Source organism: Inquilinus sp. 2KB_23, assembly GCF_052115705.1.
Lineage (GTDB): Bacteria > Pseudomonadota > Alphaproteobacteria > DSM-16000 > Inquilinaceae > Inquilinus > Inquilinus ginsengisoli_A.
Window position 1 is genome coordinate 356,058 of the sequence record NZ_JBFRHF010000004.1, and the last position, 15,734, is coordinate 371,791.

The following is a 15,734-nucleotide window of genomic DNA, read 5'->3' on the forward strand; positions in this document are numbered from 1 at the left end:
TGGCGCAGGCGCGCCACCCGGCCGTTAACCGGCGATCAACCCCTGGCCGAGGCCGTCACGAAGGTGGCGAGCTCGCGTCCGAAGCGCGCCGGCTCCTCGTAGAAGGGGCTGTGGCCGCTGTCGGCATAGACCGAGAGGCGGCTGCCGGGACGGAGCGCCTGGATCCGTTCCGACATGGCTAGGCGGACCAGCCGGTCATGCGCCCCATGGGTCAGCAGGATCGGGCCGGCATAGGCCTGGAAGACCGGTTCGAGATCGGGCGTCGTGGTCTTGACGAAGCCCTCGGCCACGGCGCGCGCGGTCATGCCGTTGACGACAAGCATGCGCTGCAGCTCGACGCCGGTCGGCGGCTGGTGGAAGCAGGCCTCGAGGAAGCGCGCGGTCTCGGCCGTCCGCTCCGCCAGGTCGGGCGAGGTGGTGGTGCGGGCGAAGGTCCCCGCCAGCGGCGTCAGCAGGTCCGGCGACAGCTTGGTGACCGCGTCGACCAGGTTGATCCCCGACACCCCCGCGCCGCCGTATTTCCTGAGATACGCGCCGGCCACGTAGCCGCCGAGCGACCAGCCCACCAGGACGGGGCGGCGCAGCTTCGCGGCGGCGATCACGGCGGCGACGTCGTCGGCCCAGCGATCGGCATCAGCATAGGCATCGGGCGAGGGCGGCTTGTCCGAATCGCCGTGGCCGCGCAGGTCGAAGCGGACCAGGCGGAAGCCGGACAGGGCCGGGTCGGAGAACTGCTTGTCCCAGCTCAGCCGGCTCTGGCGCAGGCCGTGGATGAACAGGATCTCCGGCGCCTGCGGGTCGCCCTGCGCGTCTCCTGTCAGCATCGTCCCGTCCGATGACCGGACAGAGAATGTCTCCCGTGCCGGCGTCGCCGCGATGCCGAATTTGGCCTGCACCGCCAGGGCGGCGAGGCTGGCCGCGCCGGCCAGGAAGCTGCGTCGTGAGGGAACCATGAGAACATCATCCATGTTGTTTATCGATCGCTAATCAACTTATTTGACGCCGGCCGTCAAGATGTTGTTTAGTGGTCGATATGGAACCGGATGAAAAATCGCGCGGCGGCCGCCCGTGGAGCTTCGACCGCGACAGCGCGGTCGAGACCGCCATGCGGTTGTTCTGGCGGCATGGCTATGAAGGCGTCTCGGTCGGCGACCTGACCAAGGCCATCGGCATCGCGCCGCCGAGCCTCTACGCGGCCTTCGGCAGCAAGGCCGGCCTCTACCGCGAGGCGCTAGACCGCTACGAGCATGGCCTCGGCTCGGTCGACGTGACGTCGATCGGTTCGGCCACGACGCTGGCGGAGGCGGTGCGGCGGCTGCTCGAGACGGCGGCCGCGGCCGTCACCCATCCGGATCGCGAGCGCGGCTGTATGGTCTCCAGCGGCATGATCGCCTGCCATCCGGACAACGCCGCGCTGGCCCGCGACCTCGCCGTTCGGCGCGATGCCACGCGCGAGCGGATCGCGCAGGCCCTGCGACCCTTCGCCGATGCGGAGGAGGGGCGCCGCCTGGCCCGGCATCTGGCGGCGGTCATGCAGGGCATCTCGATCCAGGCCCGGGACGGCGCGACGCCGGCGGAGCTGCAGGAGATCATCGAGGATGTGGTCGCGGGCGTCGCCGCGCGGTCTTTCGGCTAGGGACTGTGCCCCGGCAGCACGATCCTGACCCCGGCCGTCTCGCAGCGGCGGGCGAAGTCGGGCGGGGGCGGTCGGTCGGTGGCGACCAGGTCGACATCGGCCAGGTTGCACACCTTCACCGGCGCCTCGCGGCCGAATTTGGTGTGGTCGGCGATCACCCAGGTCTCCGCCGCCTGGGCCATGGCGGCATGCGAGAACTCTGCCTCGAACAGGTGGAAATCGACCAGCTCGCCGCGGCCGTTGATGCCGCCGACCGACAGCACGGCGCAGCGTACCTGGAACTGGCGCACGAAGGCGATGGCAGAAGGGCCGAAGGCGGCGACGTCGTCGCCATTGACCTCGCCGCCGGCCAGGAAGACGCGGTTGTCGTTGCGCGGCGCCAGGCGGCAGGCGATCTCCGCCGAATTGGTCACCACCACCAGCCGGGAATGATGCGCCAGCGCCTGGGCGACATAGGCGGAGGTGGTGCCATTGTCGAGGATGATGGGGTCGCCGTCGGCGATCCGCGCCGCGACCAGCGCGGCCACCGCCTGCTTGGCCTCGCGGTTGCGCTGCATCCGGCGCTGGAACGGCGGCTCCTCCAGCCCGTCGGGCAGCATCACGCCGCCATGGAAGCGGATCACGGCGCCGGCCTCGATCAGCGGCTTGACGCTGCGCCGCACGGTCTCGGTCGAGACGTCGAAGCGACGCGCCAGGTCGGTGATGCTGCAGCTGCCGGTCTCGCGCACGGCCTGCAGGATCTCGCCCTGCCAACGGTTGGACAACATCGGCGTTGCGGCGTTTCCTCGGTCCCTAGGGTTGCCTAGCATATCGGCGGGACCGGCCGCGGTGTCCAGCTTCGATCGCATCCGGCCGCCAAAACGGACCTGATTGTCGCACATCAGGGTCGATTTGCAGCACAGAGCCACAGTATCGCGTGGCTATACGTGGTTTTGTGGTGGTTCTGGATTGACGGCCGCGGCCTGTCCGCCGACACTCCCAGGAAACCGGGCGGGGGGACCAGGATGCCGGAGGCGTCGGACATCATCGCCGGGCTGGGGTGCTGGAGCGGGCGCATCGCCATCGCGCCACTGGCCGGCGGCCTGACCAACCGCAACTACCGGGTCGACGATGCCGCCGGGCGCCATGTCGTGCGGCTGGGCGACGACATCCCGCACCATCACATCCTGCGCTTCAACGAGCTGGCGGCCAGCCGCGCCGCAGCCGAGGCCGGCATCTCGCCGGCGGTGGAGCATGCCCAGCCCGGCATCCTGGTGACCCGCTTCATCGAGGGCGAGACCCTGACGGCCGACCGGGTGCGGCAGGAGCTGCCGCGGGCGCTCGACCTGGTGCGCCGGGTGCATCGCGAGATCCCGTCGCATCTGCGGGGCCCGGCCCTGGTGTTCTGGGTGTTCCACGTGCTGCGCGACTACGGCCACGTTCTGGCGGGCAAACAGCCGGCCGCCGAGCTGGCGGCGCTGCTGGACAAGGCGTCACGGCTGGAGGCGGCGGTCGGGCCGGTCGACCTGGTGTTCGGCCACAACGACCTGCTGGCCGCCAACTTCATCGATGACGGTGATCGGCTGTGGCTGGTCGACTGGGACTATGCCGGCTTCAACAGCCCGCTGTTCGACCTCGGCGGCCTGGCCTCGAACAACGGCTTCTCCGCGGCGGAGGAAGCGGTGATGCTGGAGGCTTATTTCGGCGCCCCGGCCTCGGCCGAGCTGCGCCGGCGCTATGCCGCGATGAAGGCCGCAGCGGCGCTGCGCGAGGTGCTGTGGGGTATGGTGTCCGAGATCCATTCGACCCTCGACGTCGACTATGTCGCCTACACCCAAGCCAACACGCGGCGCTTCGAAGCCGCCTGGGACGATTTCCAAGGACTATGAGCCGATGAGCGAATTCCCCACCCAGGCGCGCGCGGTCGTCATCGGCGGCGGCATCGTCGGCACCTCGACCGCCTATCACCTGGCCAAGCTGGGCTGGGCCGACACCGTGGTGATCGAGCGGCACAAGCTGACCTCCGGCTCCACCTTTCATGCCGCCGGCCTGGTCGGCCAGCTGCGCTCCAACGCCAACATCACGCAGCTGCTGGGCCATTCGGTGCGGCTGTACACCGAGCTGGAGCGCGAGACCGGCCTGGCCACCGGCTGGAAGATGAATGGCGGGCTGCGCCTGGCCTGCACCGAGGCGCGCTGGACCGAGCTGAAGCGCCAAGCGACCACGGCCAAGAGCTTCGGGCTGGAGATGCACCTGCTGTCGGCCAAGGAAGCTCAGGACCTGTGGCCGCTGATGCAGGTCGAGGACGTGGTCGGCGCGGCCTTCCTTCCGACCGACGGCCAGGCCAACCCGTCCGACATCACCCAGTCCCTGGCCAAGGGCGCCCGCATGGGCGGCGTCACGATCTGGGAGGACACCGAGGTCACCGGCATCGAGACCAGGGATGGGCGGGTGACGGCGGTGCTGACCAGCCGCGGCCGCATCGCCTGCGAGGTGGCGGTGAACTGCGCCGGGCAATGGGCGCGCGAGCTCGGCCGGATGGTCGGGGTCAACGTGCCGCTGGTGTCGGTCGAGCACCAGTACATGGTGACCGAGGCGATCCCGGGCGTGCCGCGCAGCCTGCCGACGCTGCGCGACCCCGACCGGCTGACCTATTGGAAGGAGGAGGTCGGCGGTCTGGTGATGGGCGGCTATGAGCCGAACCCGCTCGCCTGGGCGGTCGACGGCATCCCGGAAGGCTTCAATTTCCAGCTGCTGCAGCCCAACTGGGACCATTTCCAGCAGATCGTCGAACTGGCGATAGGCCGGGTGCCGGCGCTGGAGACCGCCGGGATCAAGGAACTGATCGCCGGGCCGGAAAGCTTCACCCCCGACGGCAACTTCATCCTGGGCGAGGCACCGGAGCTGCGCGGCTTCTATGTCGGCGCCGGCTTCAACGCCTTCGGCATCGCCTCGGGCGGCGGCGCCGGCAAGGCGCTGGCGGAATGGATCGCAGGCAACCAGCCGCCCTACGACCTGTGGCCGGTCGACATCAGGCGCTTCGGCCGGGCCCAGGCCGATGTCGACTGGGTACGCAGGCGGACGCTGGAATCCTACGGCAAGCACTACGCCATGGCCTGGCCGAACGAGGAGCATGCCAGCGCCCGGCCGCTGCGCCGCTCGCCGCTCTACGACCGGCTGAAGGCGCAGGGCGCCTGCTTCGGCGAGAAGCTGGGCTGGGAGCGGCCGAACTGGTTCGCCGCCGCGGGCGAGACGCCGGAGGAGATCCCGACCTTCGGCCGCCCGAACTGGTTCGACGCGGTGGGCCGCGAGCACCGGGCGACACGCGAGGCGGTGACGGTGTTCGACCAGTCCTCCTTCGCCAAGTTCCTGCTGGTCGGGCGCGACGCGGAGACAGCGCTGTCCTGGATCTGCGCCAACGACGTGTCGCGGCCGCCGGGCACGCTGACCTACACCCAGATGCTGAACGCCAAGGGCGGCATCGAATGCGACCTCACCGTCGCCCGGCTGGCGGCGGACCGCTACCACATCACCACCGGCACCGGCTTCGCCACCCATGATTTCGACTGGATCAACCGCAACCTGCCGGCGGGTGCGGACGCGCATCTGGTCGACGTCACCTCGGCCTATGCCGTGCTCAGCCTGATGGGGCCCAGGGCACGGGACGTGCTGCAGAAACTGACCCGCGACGACGTCTCCAACGCCGGCTTCCCGTTCGCCCGGGTGCGGCAGTTGGCGCTGGCCGGCGCCCCGGTCATCGCGCTGCGCATCACCTATGTCGGCGAACTCGGCTGGGAGTTGCACATCCCGACCGAATTCGCCGTCGGGGTCTATGAGGCGGTGATGGCGGCGGGGGCGGAATTCGGCATCGCCAATGCCGGCTACCGCGCCATCGAGACGCTGCGGCTGGAGAAGGGCTACCGCGCCTGGGGCAGCGACATCGGGCCGGACCACACGCCGCTGGAGGCCGGGCTCGGCTGGGCGGTGAAGCTGAAGACCGCCATCCCGTTCCTCGGTCGCGAGGCGCTGGAGGCGCAGCGCGGCCGGCCGCTTAAGAAGCTGCTCGCCACCTTCACCGTCGACGACCCCGACGTGGTGCTGCTCGGCCGCGAGACCATCCTGCGCGACGGCAAGCCGGCCGGCTGGTTGTCCAGCGGCGGCTTCGGCCACACGCTGGGCAAGCCGATCGGCCTGGGCTATGTCCGCGACCCCGCCGGGCTGGATCCGGACGCGGTCAGGGCCGGCACCTACGAGCTGGAGGTCGCGGCCGAGCGGGTGCCCTGCACCCTGCACCTTGAGCCGCTCTACGATCCGGCCATGGCGCGAGTGAAGGCATAGGGCCGCCCCGAGGCCGGCCCTATGCCGTCGCTACCCGTGACGACGTTGCCTACAGCGGCAGCTCCTGGCCGGCCTGCTCCCGGACGATGTACTCGGCGTACCAGTCGGGCCAGTTGGCATCGTGCTGCCCGCCGTTCCGCTTCTCGTGTTCGCCATGCGCCGCCGCCGCACGGCGCAGCGCCGCCGCGAGCTCGGTCGAAGAGGTGAATTTCGTGTCGCCCGCCTCGACGCGCCCGGGCAGGCGATTGGTGACCTCCTGGATCTGCCAGGGGTTGCCGTCCGGATCCTTGAACGAGGCCCAGGAGGCGTAGCTGCGCCGCGTCGGCTCCGGCCCGCTGCGGCGCTGTCCGGTTCCGTCGAAGTGATAGACCTCGCCGACATCGACGCCGCGGGCGGCGAGCGCGGCCTGCGTCGCCACGATGTCGGACACGATGAAGTAGGGCGCCACCACGTTGCCCTTGCCGAAGATGACCGAGGCCGGCGAGCCCGGAGGCGTGACCTGGATGACCCGGAAATTGTCGCCCGAGATGTCGGCGTCGACCCGCCAGCCCAGGCCGCTGTAGAAGCGCTTGGCGCGATCGATGTCCGAAACCGGGATGGTGACGACTTCGAGCTTCAGCCCGATCGGCTTGGCTGCCTGGGTGTTGTCCGCACTGGTCATGTCTTGCTCCTTTGGTTTGGCTGCCTTGGGAAGGGCAGCGCACATCCGGCCGACCGCTTCATGGCAGATCAGCTGCGCAAGGGCCGGAAAGCGGCCCGGATCTCGGCGGAGAACAGCTCCGGCTCCTCCCACGCGGCGAAGTGGCCGCCCTTGTCGACCTCGTGGAAGTAGCTCAGGTTTCGGTAGGCGCGCCGGGCCCATGTCTCCGGGGCCCGGTAGGTCTCTCCCGGGAACACCGTGATGGCCACCGGCAGCGCGATCTCGGCGGTCTGCTCCGCGGCCGCGGAGACGACGCTGCGGCCGCCGACCTCCCAGTACAGCCGCGCCGCGGAGACCGCGGTGTTGGTCAGCCAGTACAGGGTGATGTCGTCCAGCACCTCGTCCGGAGACTTCTCGGGATCGCTGTTGCCGTAGGTCCAGTTCGAGAAGCCGGGATGGCCGAGCAGGAACGCCGCCAGGCCGGCCGGGGAATCCGTCAGGCCGTAGCCGATCGTCTGCGGCCGGGTGCCCATCATCGTGGCGTAGGACCGGTTCCCCTGCTTGGCGGCCGTGCTGAGCGTGTCGAACGCCGCGCTCTCCTTGTCGGTGAGGCCGGTGGGCGCGGGGCCGCCATCGGCCAGCGCCTTGATGATCTCCGGCGGCACCGTCGCCGGCAGGTTGATGTGGATGCCCAGCAGGCCTGCCGGCGCCAGGCGCGCCATCGCGCTGGAGACCGGGGAGCCCCAGTCGCCGCCCTGGGCGACGTAGTTGACATAGCCGAGGCGCTGCATCAGCACCGCCCAGGTCCGGGCGATGCGGTCGGCGTTCCAGCCGGTGTCCGTCGGCCGGCCCGAGAAACCGTAGCCCGGCATCGAGGGGATCACCACGTCGAAGGCGTCCGCGGTGGCGCCGCCATGGGCGGTCGGATCGGTGAGCGGACCGATGATCTTGAGCTGCTCGAACACCGAACCCGGCCAGCCATGGGTGATGATCACGGGCAGGGCGCCGGGATGCTTCGAGCGGACATGGATGAAGTGGATGTCGAGGCCGTCGATCTCGGTCATGAACTGGGGCAGGGCATTCAGCTGCGCCTCCGCCTTCCGCCAGTCGTAGCCGGTGCCCCAATAGGCGACGAGCGGCTGCAGCTTCGCGAGCTGGATGCCCTGCGACGGGTCCGTCTCCCGGTCGGGCCAGCGTGTCGCGGCGATGCGCCGGCGAAGATCGACGACGTCGGCCTCAGGAACATCGATACGGAACGGGCGGATGGCGTCGCCCGCGGCGGCCGGCGCCGGACTCGCGGCAGCCGTCGCCGACTGCGAGGGGAACAGGCCGGCCGCGCTTGCGGTGGCGAGACCCATCGCGGCTGTGGTCAGGAGCCTGCGCCGGTCCTGGTTGACGGCGTCCGTGCGTTCGGTCTCGCGCATCGACAAGTCTCCTTGCGTCAGGCTCACCGGGCTTTCTGAAGCGACGATTGGCCGGGACTATATTTTATCCCGCGGCCGGGATCTTGCTCGATATCCGTTGTGAGGCGTTGTTAGCTCGCCTCCCGTACCGGCCGTGCATCATGCCGGTCCGGTCCGTCCTGCGGCTGCTCGACCGGGTCGAGCAGCCGCGGCCCGGCGCCCTCCTCACCCAGCCAGTCAAGGGGGTTGCGCAGCGGGCAGTCGCCGATCGACAGGCAGCCGCAGCCGATGCAGCTGGCCAGCTGGTCGCGCAGCCGGGTCAGCCGGTCGATGCGGTCGTCCAGGCTGGCCTTCCACCCGGCCGACAGCCGGCGCCAGTCCTCCGCCGTCGGGCTGCGCCCGTCCGGCAGCGTCGCCAGCGCCTCGCCGATCTCGCGCAGCGGGATGCCGGCGCGCTGCGCCACCTTGATCACGGCGATGCGGCGCAGCACGTCGCGACCATAGCGGCGGTGGTTCGCCCCGGTGCGCCAACCCGCGATCAGGCCCTCGGCCTCGTAAAAATGGATGGCGGAGACGGCGACGCCGCTGCGCCCGGCGACCTCGCCCACCGACAGGTCCCTGCGGATGATCGGACGTTCCGGCAGCGCCATGACGTTTCTCCAGACCTCAACATTGGTTGAGATCCTAGCGCGCCTCGCGCGTCACGGCAAACCAGGGCTCGGGCCCACGAAACCAGGTCAGCGGGCGAAGGCGGCGAGGGCGACGCCGCCCAGAGTCAGGGCCAGGGCGCCGACCTCGCGCAGGCCGAGCGGTTCGCCCAGCAGCATGGCCGAGGCCACCACCCCGACCACCGGCGCCAGCAGCGATCCGATGGTGGCGACCGAGGCCGGCAGGCGGCGCAGCGCCGCGAACCAGGTGACATAGGCCAGGCCGAAGGCCAGCGCCCCACCATAGATCAGGGCCAGCCAGCTGCGCGTGTCCAGCCCGGTGAAATCCGGCCGTTCGAGCAGCATCCACAGGACCAGCAGCGGCAGCAGGCCCAGCCCGGTCTGCCACGCCACGAGCGCCGTCGGCGGCATTGCCACCGGCGCGCGCTTGGCCAGCACGGTGCCCAGCGCGAACAGCATCGCCGCGGCTAGGGCGAAGGCCACGCCCGGCAGCTTGGCCCAGGGGTCGGCCTCGCCGGGCGCGCCATGCGCCACCAGCAGGCCGACGCCGGCCAGCCCGAGCAGCAGGCCGAAGACCCGGGCGGCGGTCGGCCGTTCGCCCAGCAGCGGCCAGGCCAACAGCGCGGACCAGATCGGCAGGGTGTAGGCCAGGATCGTCGTCTCCGACGCCCGCAGCCACAGCAGCGACAGGGTGGTCAGCGCCATCCAGGCGCTGACGTTCAGGCCGGCGGCCAGGCACAGCCGGCCCCATTGCCCGGCCGGCGGCCGCAGGGATTCGCGGCGCGCCAGGGCGATCCCCAGCACCAGCGCGGTGCCGATCAGGCCGCTGGCGGCGCGGATCGAGAAGGGCGGCAGCGCCGTCAGCAGGTACTTCACGAAGGGCCAGTTCAGGCCCCACATCAGGCTGGTCACCAGCAGCAGGCCGAGGCCCGGCACCGAAACCCCCGGCCGGGACGTCGACGCCGCACCGCTCATCACACCACGACCGGAGACTGCGCCCCATCCATGGTGATGTTGACCCCGGTGATGTAGCTGGCCTTGGCCGAGGCCAGGAACAGCACGGCGTCGGCGATCTCCTCCGGCCGCGCCGCACGGCCCAGCGGGATCCGCGAGATCGCCCGCTGCCGCGCCTCGTCCAGCGAGATGCCGTGCAGCCGGGTCTCGGCCTGCAGCCCCTCGGCCACCCGCTCGGTCTCGGTCAGGCCGGGGTTCAGCCCGACCACGCGCACGCCCCGCGCCGCATAGGCGGTGGCCAGGCCCGCCGTGGCCAGCATCAGCGCCGCATTGGCGGCGCCGCCGGCGATGTGGACCGCCGACGGCACCTTGCCGCCATTGCCGATGACGTTGACGACGACACCGGCTCCCCGCGCGGCCATGCGCTTCACCACAGGGTCGATGACGTTGATGTAGGAGAAGAACTTGGCGTCCAGCGCGGCCCGCCACGCCGCCGGCGTCAGCTCCTCGGCCGGGGTCCGCTTCGCGGCGCCGGCGGAATTGACCAGCACGTCGATCGGGCCGAATTCGCGTTCAACGGTCTCGACCACCCGCAGCGCGGCGGCGTCGTCGATCAGGTCGGCGGCGATGGCGAAGACTCCGGGCAGCTCCGCCGCCGCGCGGTCGAGATTGGCTTGGGCGCGCGAGGTGATCGCGACGCGCGCGCCCTCCGCCAGGAAGGCGCGGGCAGAAGCCAGGCCGATGCCCTTCGATCCGCCGGTGACCAGCACCGTCTTTCCGCTCAGGCCGAGATCCATGGGTGGTTCCTCTGTGACAGGACCCGACCCTCCACCGTCATTGCGAGGAGGCGAAGCCGACGAAGCAATCCATCGGGCCGGTGGAAGCGGCCGTGGATTGCTTCGCTACGCTCGCAATGACGGTTCGGGTCAGATGATCTCGAAGTACCGTGCCAGTTCCCAGTCGGTGATGTGCTTGCGGAATTCGCGCTCCTCCCATTCGCGGGTGGCGGCGTAGTGGTCGACCCAGTCGTCGCCGAACAGGCTGCGCGCGGTCTTCGAGGTCTTCAGCCGCTGCGACGCATCCCACAGGGTGCGCGGCAGCTCTGTCTTGCGCGGGAAGGTCTTGTCGTAGGCGTTGCCCTTCACCGGCGCCCCCGGCTCCAGCTTGTGCTCGATGCCCCACAGCCCGGCGCCCAGCGCCGCGGCCAGGATGATGTAGGGGTTGGCGTCGGCGGCGGCGATGCGGAACTCGACCCGCTGGCTCTTCGGCCCGCCCTTGATCACGCGCAGCGCGGTGGTGCGGTTCTCCACCCCCCAGGTCGAAGAGGTCGGCGCCCAATAGCCCGGGATCAGCCGGGAATAGGCGTTCACCGTCTGCGCCACCATGGCCAGGAACTCCGGCAGCAGCGCCACCTGGCCGGCCACGAAATGGCGCATCGTCGCACTCATCTCATGCGGGTCCTTCGGGTCGTGGAACACCGCCTTGCCCTTGGCGTCGAGCAGCGACATGTGGATGTGGCCGCTCTGCCCCGGCCAGGCGTTCGACCACTTCGACATGAAGGTGGCCATCAGGTTGTTGCGCTGGGCAATCACCTTGGTGAAGGTCTTGAAGATCGTCGCCTTGTCGGCGGCGGCCAGGCCGTCATCGACCGCGATCGCCGCCTCCAGCACGCCCGGGCCGGTCTCGGTGTGCAGCCCCTCGATCTCGCAGTCCATCGCCTGCATGGTGCCCAGCAGCTCGTGGTACAGGTCCGACCACACCGAGTTGCGCAGCACGGAATAGCCGAAGAAGCCCGGCGTCAGGCTGGTCAGGTTGCGGTAGTTCTTCTCGCGCACCGAATGTGGCGTCTCGTCGAACATGAAGAACTCGTATTCGAACGCCGCCTTCAGGCTGAAGCCCATGCCCTTGGCCTTGTCCAGCATGCGGCGCAGCACGGCGCGCGGGCACACCGCCTCGGCCTGGTCGGCCAGCTCGCACAGGAAGAAGGGCAGGTCGTTCTCGAACGGCAGCCGGCGCATCGTCTCCGGCAGGATGCGCACCGGCGCGTCGGGATAGGCGGTGTGCCAGCCGGTGTAGCGGGTGTTGTCGTAGAGCTGGTCGTTGTTGTCCCAGCCGACGATCACATCGCAGAAGGCGAAGCCCTTCTCCAGCGCCGAGAAGAACTTCTCCCGCGAGATGTACTTGCCGCGCAGGATGCCGTCGACATCGGTCAGCGCCACCTTGATATGACTGTAGTCGCTCTCTTCCACGAGCTTGCGGGCGTCGGCGGCGGTGAAGGGGGCCCTGGTCGAAGGGGCCGGACCCCGGGCGGTCGGTTGCGCCATGATGTGCTGAAGTCTCCCGTTTCCCTGTCACCCCGCCGCTCGCGCCGGCTGGGTCGTTGCGGCGGTATTCTGAGCACGTCCGGCGAAGCGGCGGCAAGAGAGGCCGCGGCGGCGGCCGTCACACGACTGTCATTTCCGCAACGCTCTTGCCGAGATTGTGGTTCGGTGAGACAGTTTCTACCAGATATGGGCCGATCGATGTGGGATCGTGCCCGTTTCCGCCGCGCGAGGGGGCGGCCCAAGAAGCACATCAGAACCGGCAACAGGGGGTTCATCATGTCCCACGACGGTCACCGTCAGGCCGGAGGCGCGCAAGACGTCTCCGACGACGTGAAGATTCTGCACAGCATGGGCTATGCCCAGGAATTGCTGCGGCGGATGAGCGGCTTCTCGAACTTCGCCATCTCCTTCTCGATCATCTGCATCCTGGCCGGCGGCATCACGTCGTTCCAGCTCGCCTTCAGCAGCGTCGGCGGCGCCGGCATCGGCATCGGCTGGCCGGTGGGCTGCCTGTTCGCCCTGATCGTCGCCCTGGCCATGGCGCAGATCGCCTCGGCCTACCCGACCGCCGGCGGCCTCTACCATTGGGGCTCGATCCTGGGCGGGCGGTTCTGGGGCTGGGTGACGGCCTGGTTCAACCTGCTGGGCCTGCTCTTCGTCGTGGCCTCGGTCAATGTCGGCACCTATGTGCTGTTCGTGAACGGCCTCGGCCCGATCTTCGGCATCGACCCGGCCACCCTGACGGTGACGCACCAGGTCATCGGCATCTCGCTGATCACGCTGACCCAGGCGCTGTTCAACCATCTCGGCATCCGGGCGACGACGCTGCTGACCGATTTCAGCGGCTACCTGATCTTCGCCGTCGCCATCGTGCTGACCATCGCCATGCTGGCCTACGCCCCGGGCCCGCTCGAATTCGGCCGGCTGTTCACCTTCACCAACAACACCGGCGACCTCGGCGGCGGCGTGATCCCGGAGGTGCGCAGCAGCATCTTCGTCGCCTTCCTGCTCGGCCTGCTGCTGCCGGTCTACACGGTGACCGGCTTCGATGCCTCGGCCCACACCTCGGAGGAGACGGTCGACGCCGCCCGCAACGTGCCGCGCGGCATGCTGCAGTCGGTGATCTGGTCGGGCATCTTCGGCTACGTCATGATCTGCGCCTTCGTCCTGGCCATGCCGGACCCGACGGCCGGCGCAGCGCAGGGCGGCAACGTCTTCTACTGGCTGATGGATTCGGTGATGCCCGGCTGGGCCCGGACCTTGCTGTTCATCGGCATCGTGCTGGCGAACTACCTGTGCGCCCTGGCCGGCCTGACCTCGACCTCGCGCATGACCTACGCCTTCGCCCGCGACGGCGGCCTGCCGTTCTCGAACGCGCTGCGCTCGGTCAGCCCGAAGTTCCGGACGCCGGCGGTCGCGATCTGGACCACGGCGGTGCTGTCGGTGCTGGTCACGCTTTACACCCCGGCCTTCGCCACCCTGGCGACGGCCTGCGCCGTGTTCCTCTACATCTCCTACGCCATGCCGATCTCCGCCGGCATCCTGGCCCATGGCAAGACCTGGACCACCTTCGGCCCGTTCAGCCTGGGCGCCGCGTACAAGCCGATCGCCCTCCTGGCCGTGATCGGGACCTTCGTCCTGTTCTGGATCGGCATCCAGCCGCCGAACGACAAGGTGCTGATCATCACCGTGGCGATGATCGTGGTGCTCGGCATCTTTTGGGTCGCGCTGGAAAACCGGCGCTTCCAGGGGCCGCCGGTCGGCGAGGCGGTGCGTCGCCGCCAGGCCGAGATCGCCGCCGCCGAACAGGCGCTGGGCGAGGCCGGCAAGGCCTGATCGGCCGGAACTTCGGGACAGGGGCGCTCCGCGGGGCGCCCCTTTTTCTTGCCGCCGGGTTGGGGGCGCTCTAAACCTTATAAGTCATACAATACGCTTGCCTCCACAGGAGGCAGCGGGATCAGAGGAAACGCAGGATGAAGGTCGTCATCACCGGTGGTCTCGGTTTCGTCGGGCTGAACCTGGCGCGGGCGCTGCTGAAGCGCGGCACGCTGACCGGCATCTCCGGTGGGCCGGAGCCGATCGACGCCATCACCCTGTTCGACATGGCCGCCCCCGACGAGCGGCCGGACGGGCTGGATGACCGGGTGTCGATCGTCACCGGCGACATCTCCGACCGCGCCACCGTCTTCGGCCTGGTCGACCGCGACGACGTCTCGATGTTCCACCTCGCCTCGATCCTGTCCGGCGGCGGCGAGAAGGATTTCGACCTGGCGCTGAAGGTCAATCTCGACGGCGGCCTGAACGTGTTCGAGGCGCTGCGGGCGCGCAAGGGCGGGGCGCAGCGCCTGGTCGCCGCCAGCTCGATCGCGGTGTTCGGCGGGTCGGTGATGCCGAAGACGGTGACCGATTCCACCAAGCAGACCAGCCAGACCACCTACGGCGTCACCAAGACCATCACCGAGCTGCTGATCAACGACTACAGCCGCAAGGGCTTCTTCGACGGCCGGTCGGCGCGGCTGCCGACCATCTTCGTGCGGCCGGGCAAGGCGAACTCCGCCGCCTCCAGCTTCTGCTCCGGCGTGTTCCGCGAGCCGCTGAACGGCGTGGAGTGCGTGCTGCCGGTGACCCGGGCGCAGCTGCCGATGCTGGGCTACCGCAACTGCGTCGCCAGCTTCATCGGCCTGCACGAGGCGCCGGCATCGGCGCTGGGCGATGACCGCGCCGTCAACCTGCCCAGCCGGGCCTACACGGTCGAGGACATGGTGGCCTCGGTGAAGCGGGTGGCCGAGAAGTACCAGATCAAGCTCGGGCCCATCACCACCAAGCCGGACCCGGTGATCCAGGCCATCGTCGACGGCTGGGCCACCGACGCCAGCTGGGACCGCGCCAAGGCGCTGGGCCTGCCGATCGACGAGAGCATCGACCGGGTGGTCGAGGACTACATCGAGGACTTCCTGCCCTCCAGGCACTGAAGGCTCGACCTGTCATCTGCCCCTTGCTGTCAATGCCCGGTCAAGCCGGGCAATGACAGATGGGAATGGGTTTGCGCAGGCTGGCTTATCCGCCGGAGACCTATCAGGCCGGGGTGTTCGCGGCTTCGATGATCAAATCCGCGATCTCCTTGGCGTGCGAGACGATGCCGAGATGGCTCGAGGGCAGCTCGATGGTCTTGGCGTTCATCCGCTTGGCCATGAACCGCTCCAGGTCCGGGTTGATCGTCCGGTCCTGGGTCGAGACCTGGTAGAAGGACGGCTTCGACCGCCATGCCGCCTGGGTGACCTTGGCGCTGAACAGGGTCTCGGAGACGCGGCCCTGGACGGCGTAGAGCGCCCTGGCCCTCACAGGGTCGACATCGCCGGCGAAGTCGCGCAGGAACGCCTCCTCGCTGAGCTGGATGTAGCCGCCGGCATGGACCAGGCCCGCGCTGGCCGGCGGGGTCGGGTAGGTCTTGGCCAGCGCCGTGTAGTCCTCATTGGCGTCCGGCCCGCGGGCGGAGCAGTAGACCAGGGCCGCGACCTTGGGGTCGACGCCGGTCTGGGTGATGATCTCGCCGGCGTAGGAATGGCCGACCAGCACGGTCGGGCCGTCCTGCAGGTCCAGGGTGCGCTGGGTGAAGGCGCAATCCTCGGCCAGGGACTGCAGCGGGTTCTGCACCGCCGCCACGTTCAGGCCGGCCTGCTGCAGCCGGGGGATCACGTCCAGCCAGCACGACCCGTCGGCATAGGCGCCATGGACCAGCACCACGTTGCGGATGCGCGGGGCCGCGGCCGGGGTCGCGGCGCGGGCGGGGCC

14 protein-coding genes are annotated in these 15,734 nt (G+C 69.6%); 5 read left to right on the forward strand and 9 right to left on the reverse strand.

Annotated elements, in window-relative coordinates:
- Nucleotides 1-35: 35 nt before the first annotated feature.
- On the reverse strand, nucleotides 36-953 hold the full coding sequence (locus tag AB4112_RS07620; RefSeq protein WP_309792528.1) for an alpha/beta fold hydrolase: 918 nt from the start codon (nucleotides 951-953) through the stop codon (nucleotides 36-38).
- An 80-nt stretch (nucleotides 954-1,033) separates the two neighbouring features.
- Between AB4112_RS07620 and AB4112_RS07625 the strand changes: the two genes are divergently transcribed.
- On the forward strand, nucleotides 1,034-1,636 hold the full coding sequence (locus AB4112_RS07625) for a TetR/AcrR family transcriptional regulator (protein ID WP_309792527.1): 603 nt from the start codon (nucleotides 1,034-1,036) through the stop codon (nucleotides 1,634-1,636).
- On the opposite strand, the gene AB4112_RS07630 is transcribed toward AB4112_RS07625, so the two are convergent.
- Nucleotides 1,633-2,403, reverse strand: a complete 771-nt coding sequence (locus tag AB4112_RS07630) for a DeoR/GlpR family DNA-binding transcription regulator (RefSeq protein WP_309792526.1) — start codon at nucleotides 2,401-2,403, stop codon at nucleotides 1,633-1,635. The genes AB4112_RS07625 and AB4112_RS07630 overlap by 4 nt on opposite strands.
- Nucleotides 2,404-2,640: 237 nt before the next feature.
- Here AB4112_RS07630 and AB4112_RS07635 point away from each other — a divergent pair, with 237 nt between their 5' ends.
- Both AB4112_RS07635 and AB4112_RS07640 read left to right on the forward strand, forming a co-directional pair.
- Nucleotides 2,641-3,504: a phosphotransferase gene (locus tag AB4112_RS07635; protein WP_441718283.1), complete on the forward strand. Its 864-nt coding sequence runs from the start codon at nucleotides 2,641-2,643 to the stop codon at nucleotides 3,502-3,504.
- 4 nt (nucleotides 3,505-3,508) lie between these two features.
- Nucleotides 3,509-5,953: a GcvT family protein gene (locus AB4112_RS07640; RefSeq protein WP_441718286.1), complete on the forward strand. Its 2,445-nt coding sequence runs from the start codon at nucleotides 3,509-3,511 to the stop codon at nucleotides 5,951-5,953.
- A gap of 49 nt (nucleotides 5,954-6,002) precedes the next feature.
- Here the strand turns inward: AB4112_RS07640 and AB4112_RS07645 are convergent, their stop codons facing one another.
- From AB4112_RS07645 to AB4112_RS07670, 6 genes are all read right to left on the reverse strand, one after another.
- A complete protein-coding gene (locus AB4112_RS07645) occupies nucleotides 6,003-6,614 on the reverse strand; it encodes a VOC family protein (RefSeq protein ID WP_441718289.1) in 612 nt (203 codons plus the stop codon).
- A gap of 68 nt (nucleotides 6,615-6,682) precedes the next feature.
- On the reverse strand, nucleotides 6,683-8,017 hold the full coding sequence (locus tag AB4112_RS07650) for an epoxide hydrolase family protein (RefSeq protein ID WP_441718292.1): 1,335 nt from the start codon (nucleotides 8,015-8,017) through the stop codon (nucleotides 6,683-6,685).
- Between the two features lie 110 nt (nucleotides 8,018-8,127).
- Nucleotides 8,128-8,646 (reverse strand): redox-sensitive transcriptional activator SoxR, encoded by a 519-nt coding sequence (soxR, locus tag AB4112_RS07655; protein ID WP_441718295.1) that lies wholly within the window; start codon nucleotides 8,644-8,646, stop codon nucleotides 8,128-8,130.
- An 87-nt stretch (nucleotides 8,647-8,733) separates the two neighbouring features.
- Nucleotides 8,734-9,639 (reverse strand): DMT family transporter, encoded by a 906-nt coding sequence (locus AB4112_RS07660; protein WP_441718297.1) that lies wholly within the window; start codon nucleotides 9,637-9,639, stop codon nucleotides 8,734-8,736.
- The gene (locus AB4112_RS07665; protein WP_441718300.1) at nucleotides 9,639-10,415 is read right to left on the reverse strand and encodes an SDR family oxidoreductase; all 777 of its coding nucleotides are present in this window, start codon (nucleotides 10,413-10,415) and stop codon (nucleotides 9,639-9,641) included. The genes AB4112_RS07660 and AB4112_RS07665 overlap by 1 nt, the downstream gene beginning before the upstream one ends.
- 129 nt (nucleotides 10,416-10,544) lie before the next feature.
- Nucleotides 10,545-11,942 carry a glutamine synthetase family protein gene (locus AB4112_RS07670; protein ID WP_441718303.1) on the reverse strand — a complete coding sequence of 466 codons (1,398 nt, stop codon included), beginning with the start codon at nucleotides 11,940-11,942 and terminating at the stop codon, nucleotides 10,545-10,547.
- Between the two features lie 330 nt (nucleotides 11,943-12,272).
- Here AB4112_RS07670 and AB4112_RS07675 point away from each other — a divergent pair, with 330 nt between their 5' ends.
- Nucleotides 12,273-13,778, forward strand: coding sequence for an amino acid permease (locus tag AB4112_RS07675; protein WP_441718306.1), 1,506 nt, complete (start codon nucleotides 12,273-12,275; stop codon nucleotides 13,776-13,778).
- Nucleotides 13,779-13,915: 137 nt separating this feature from the next.
- On the forward strand, nucleotides 13,916-14,914 hold the full coding sequence (gene denD / locus AB4112_RS07680; protein ID WP_309792515.1) for a D-erythronate dehydrogenase: 999 nt from the start codon (nucleotides 13,916-13,918) through the stop codon (nucleotides 14,912-14,914).
- Nucleotides 14,915-15,017: 103 nt separating this feature from the next.
- Here denD and AB4112_RS07685 read toward each other — a convergent pair.
- On the reverse strand, nucleotides 15,018-15,734 hold a 717-nt coding region (locus AB4112_RS07685; protein ID WP_441718309.1), incomplete at its 5' end, for an alpha/beta hydrolase.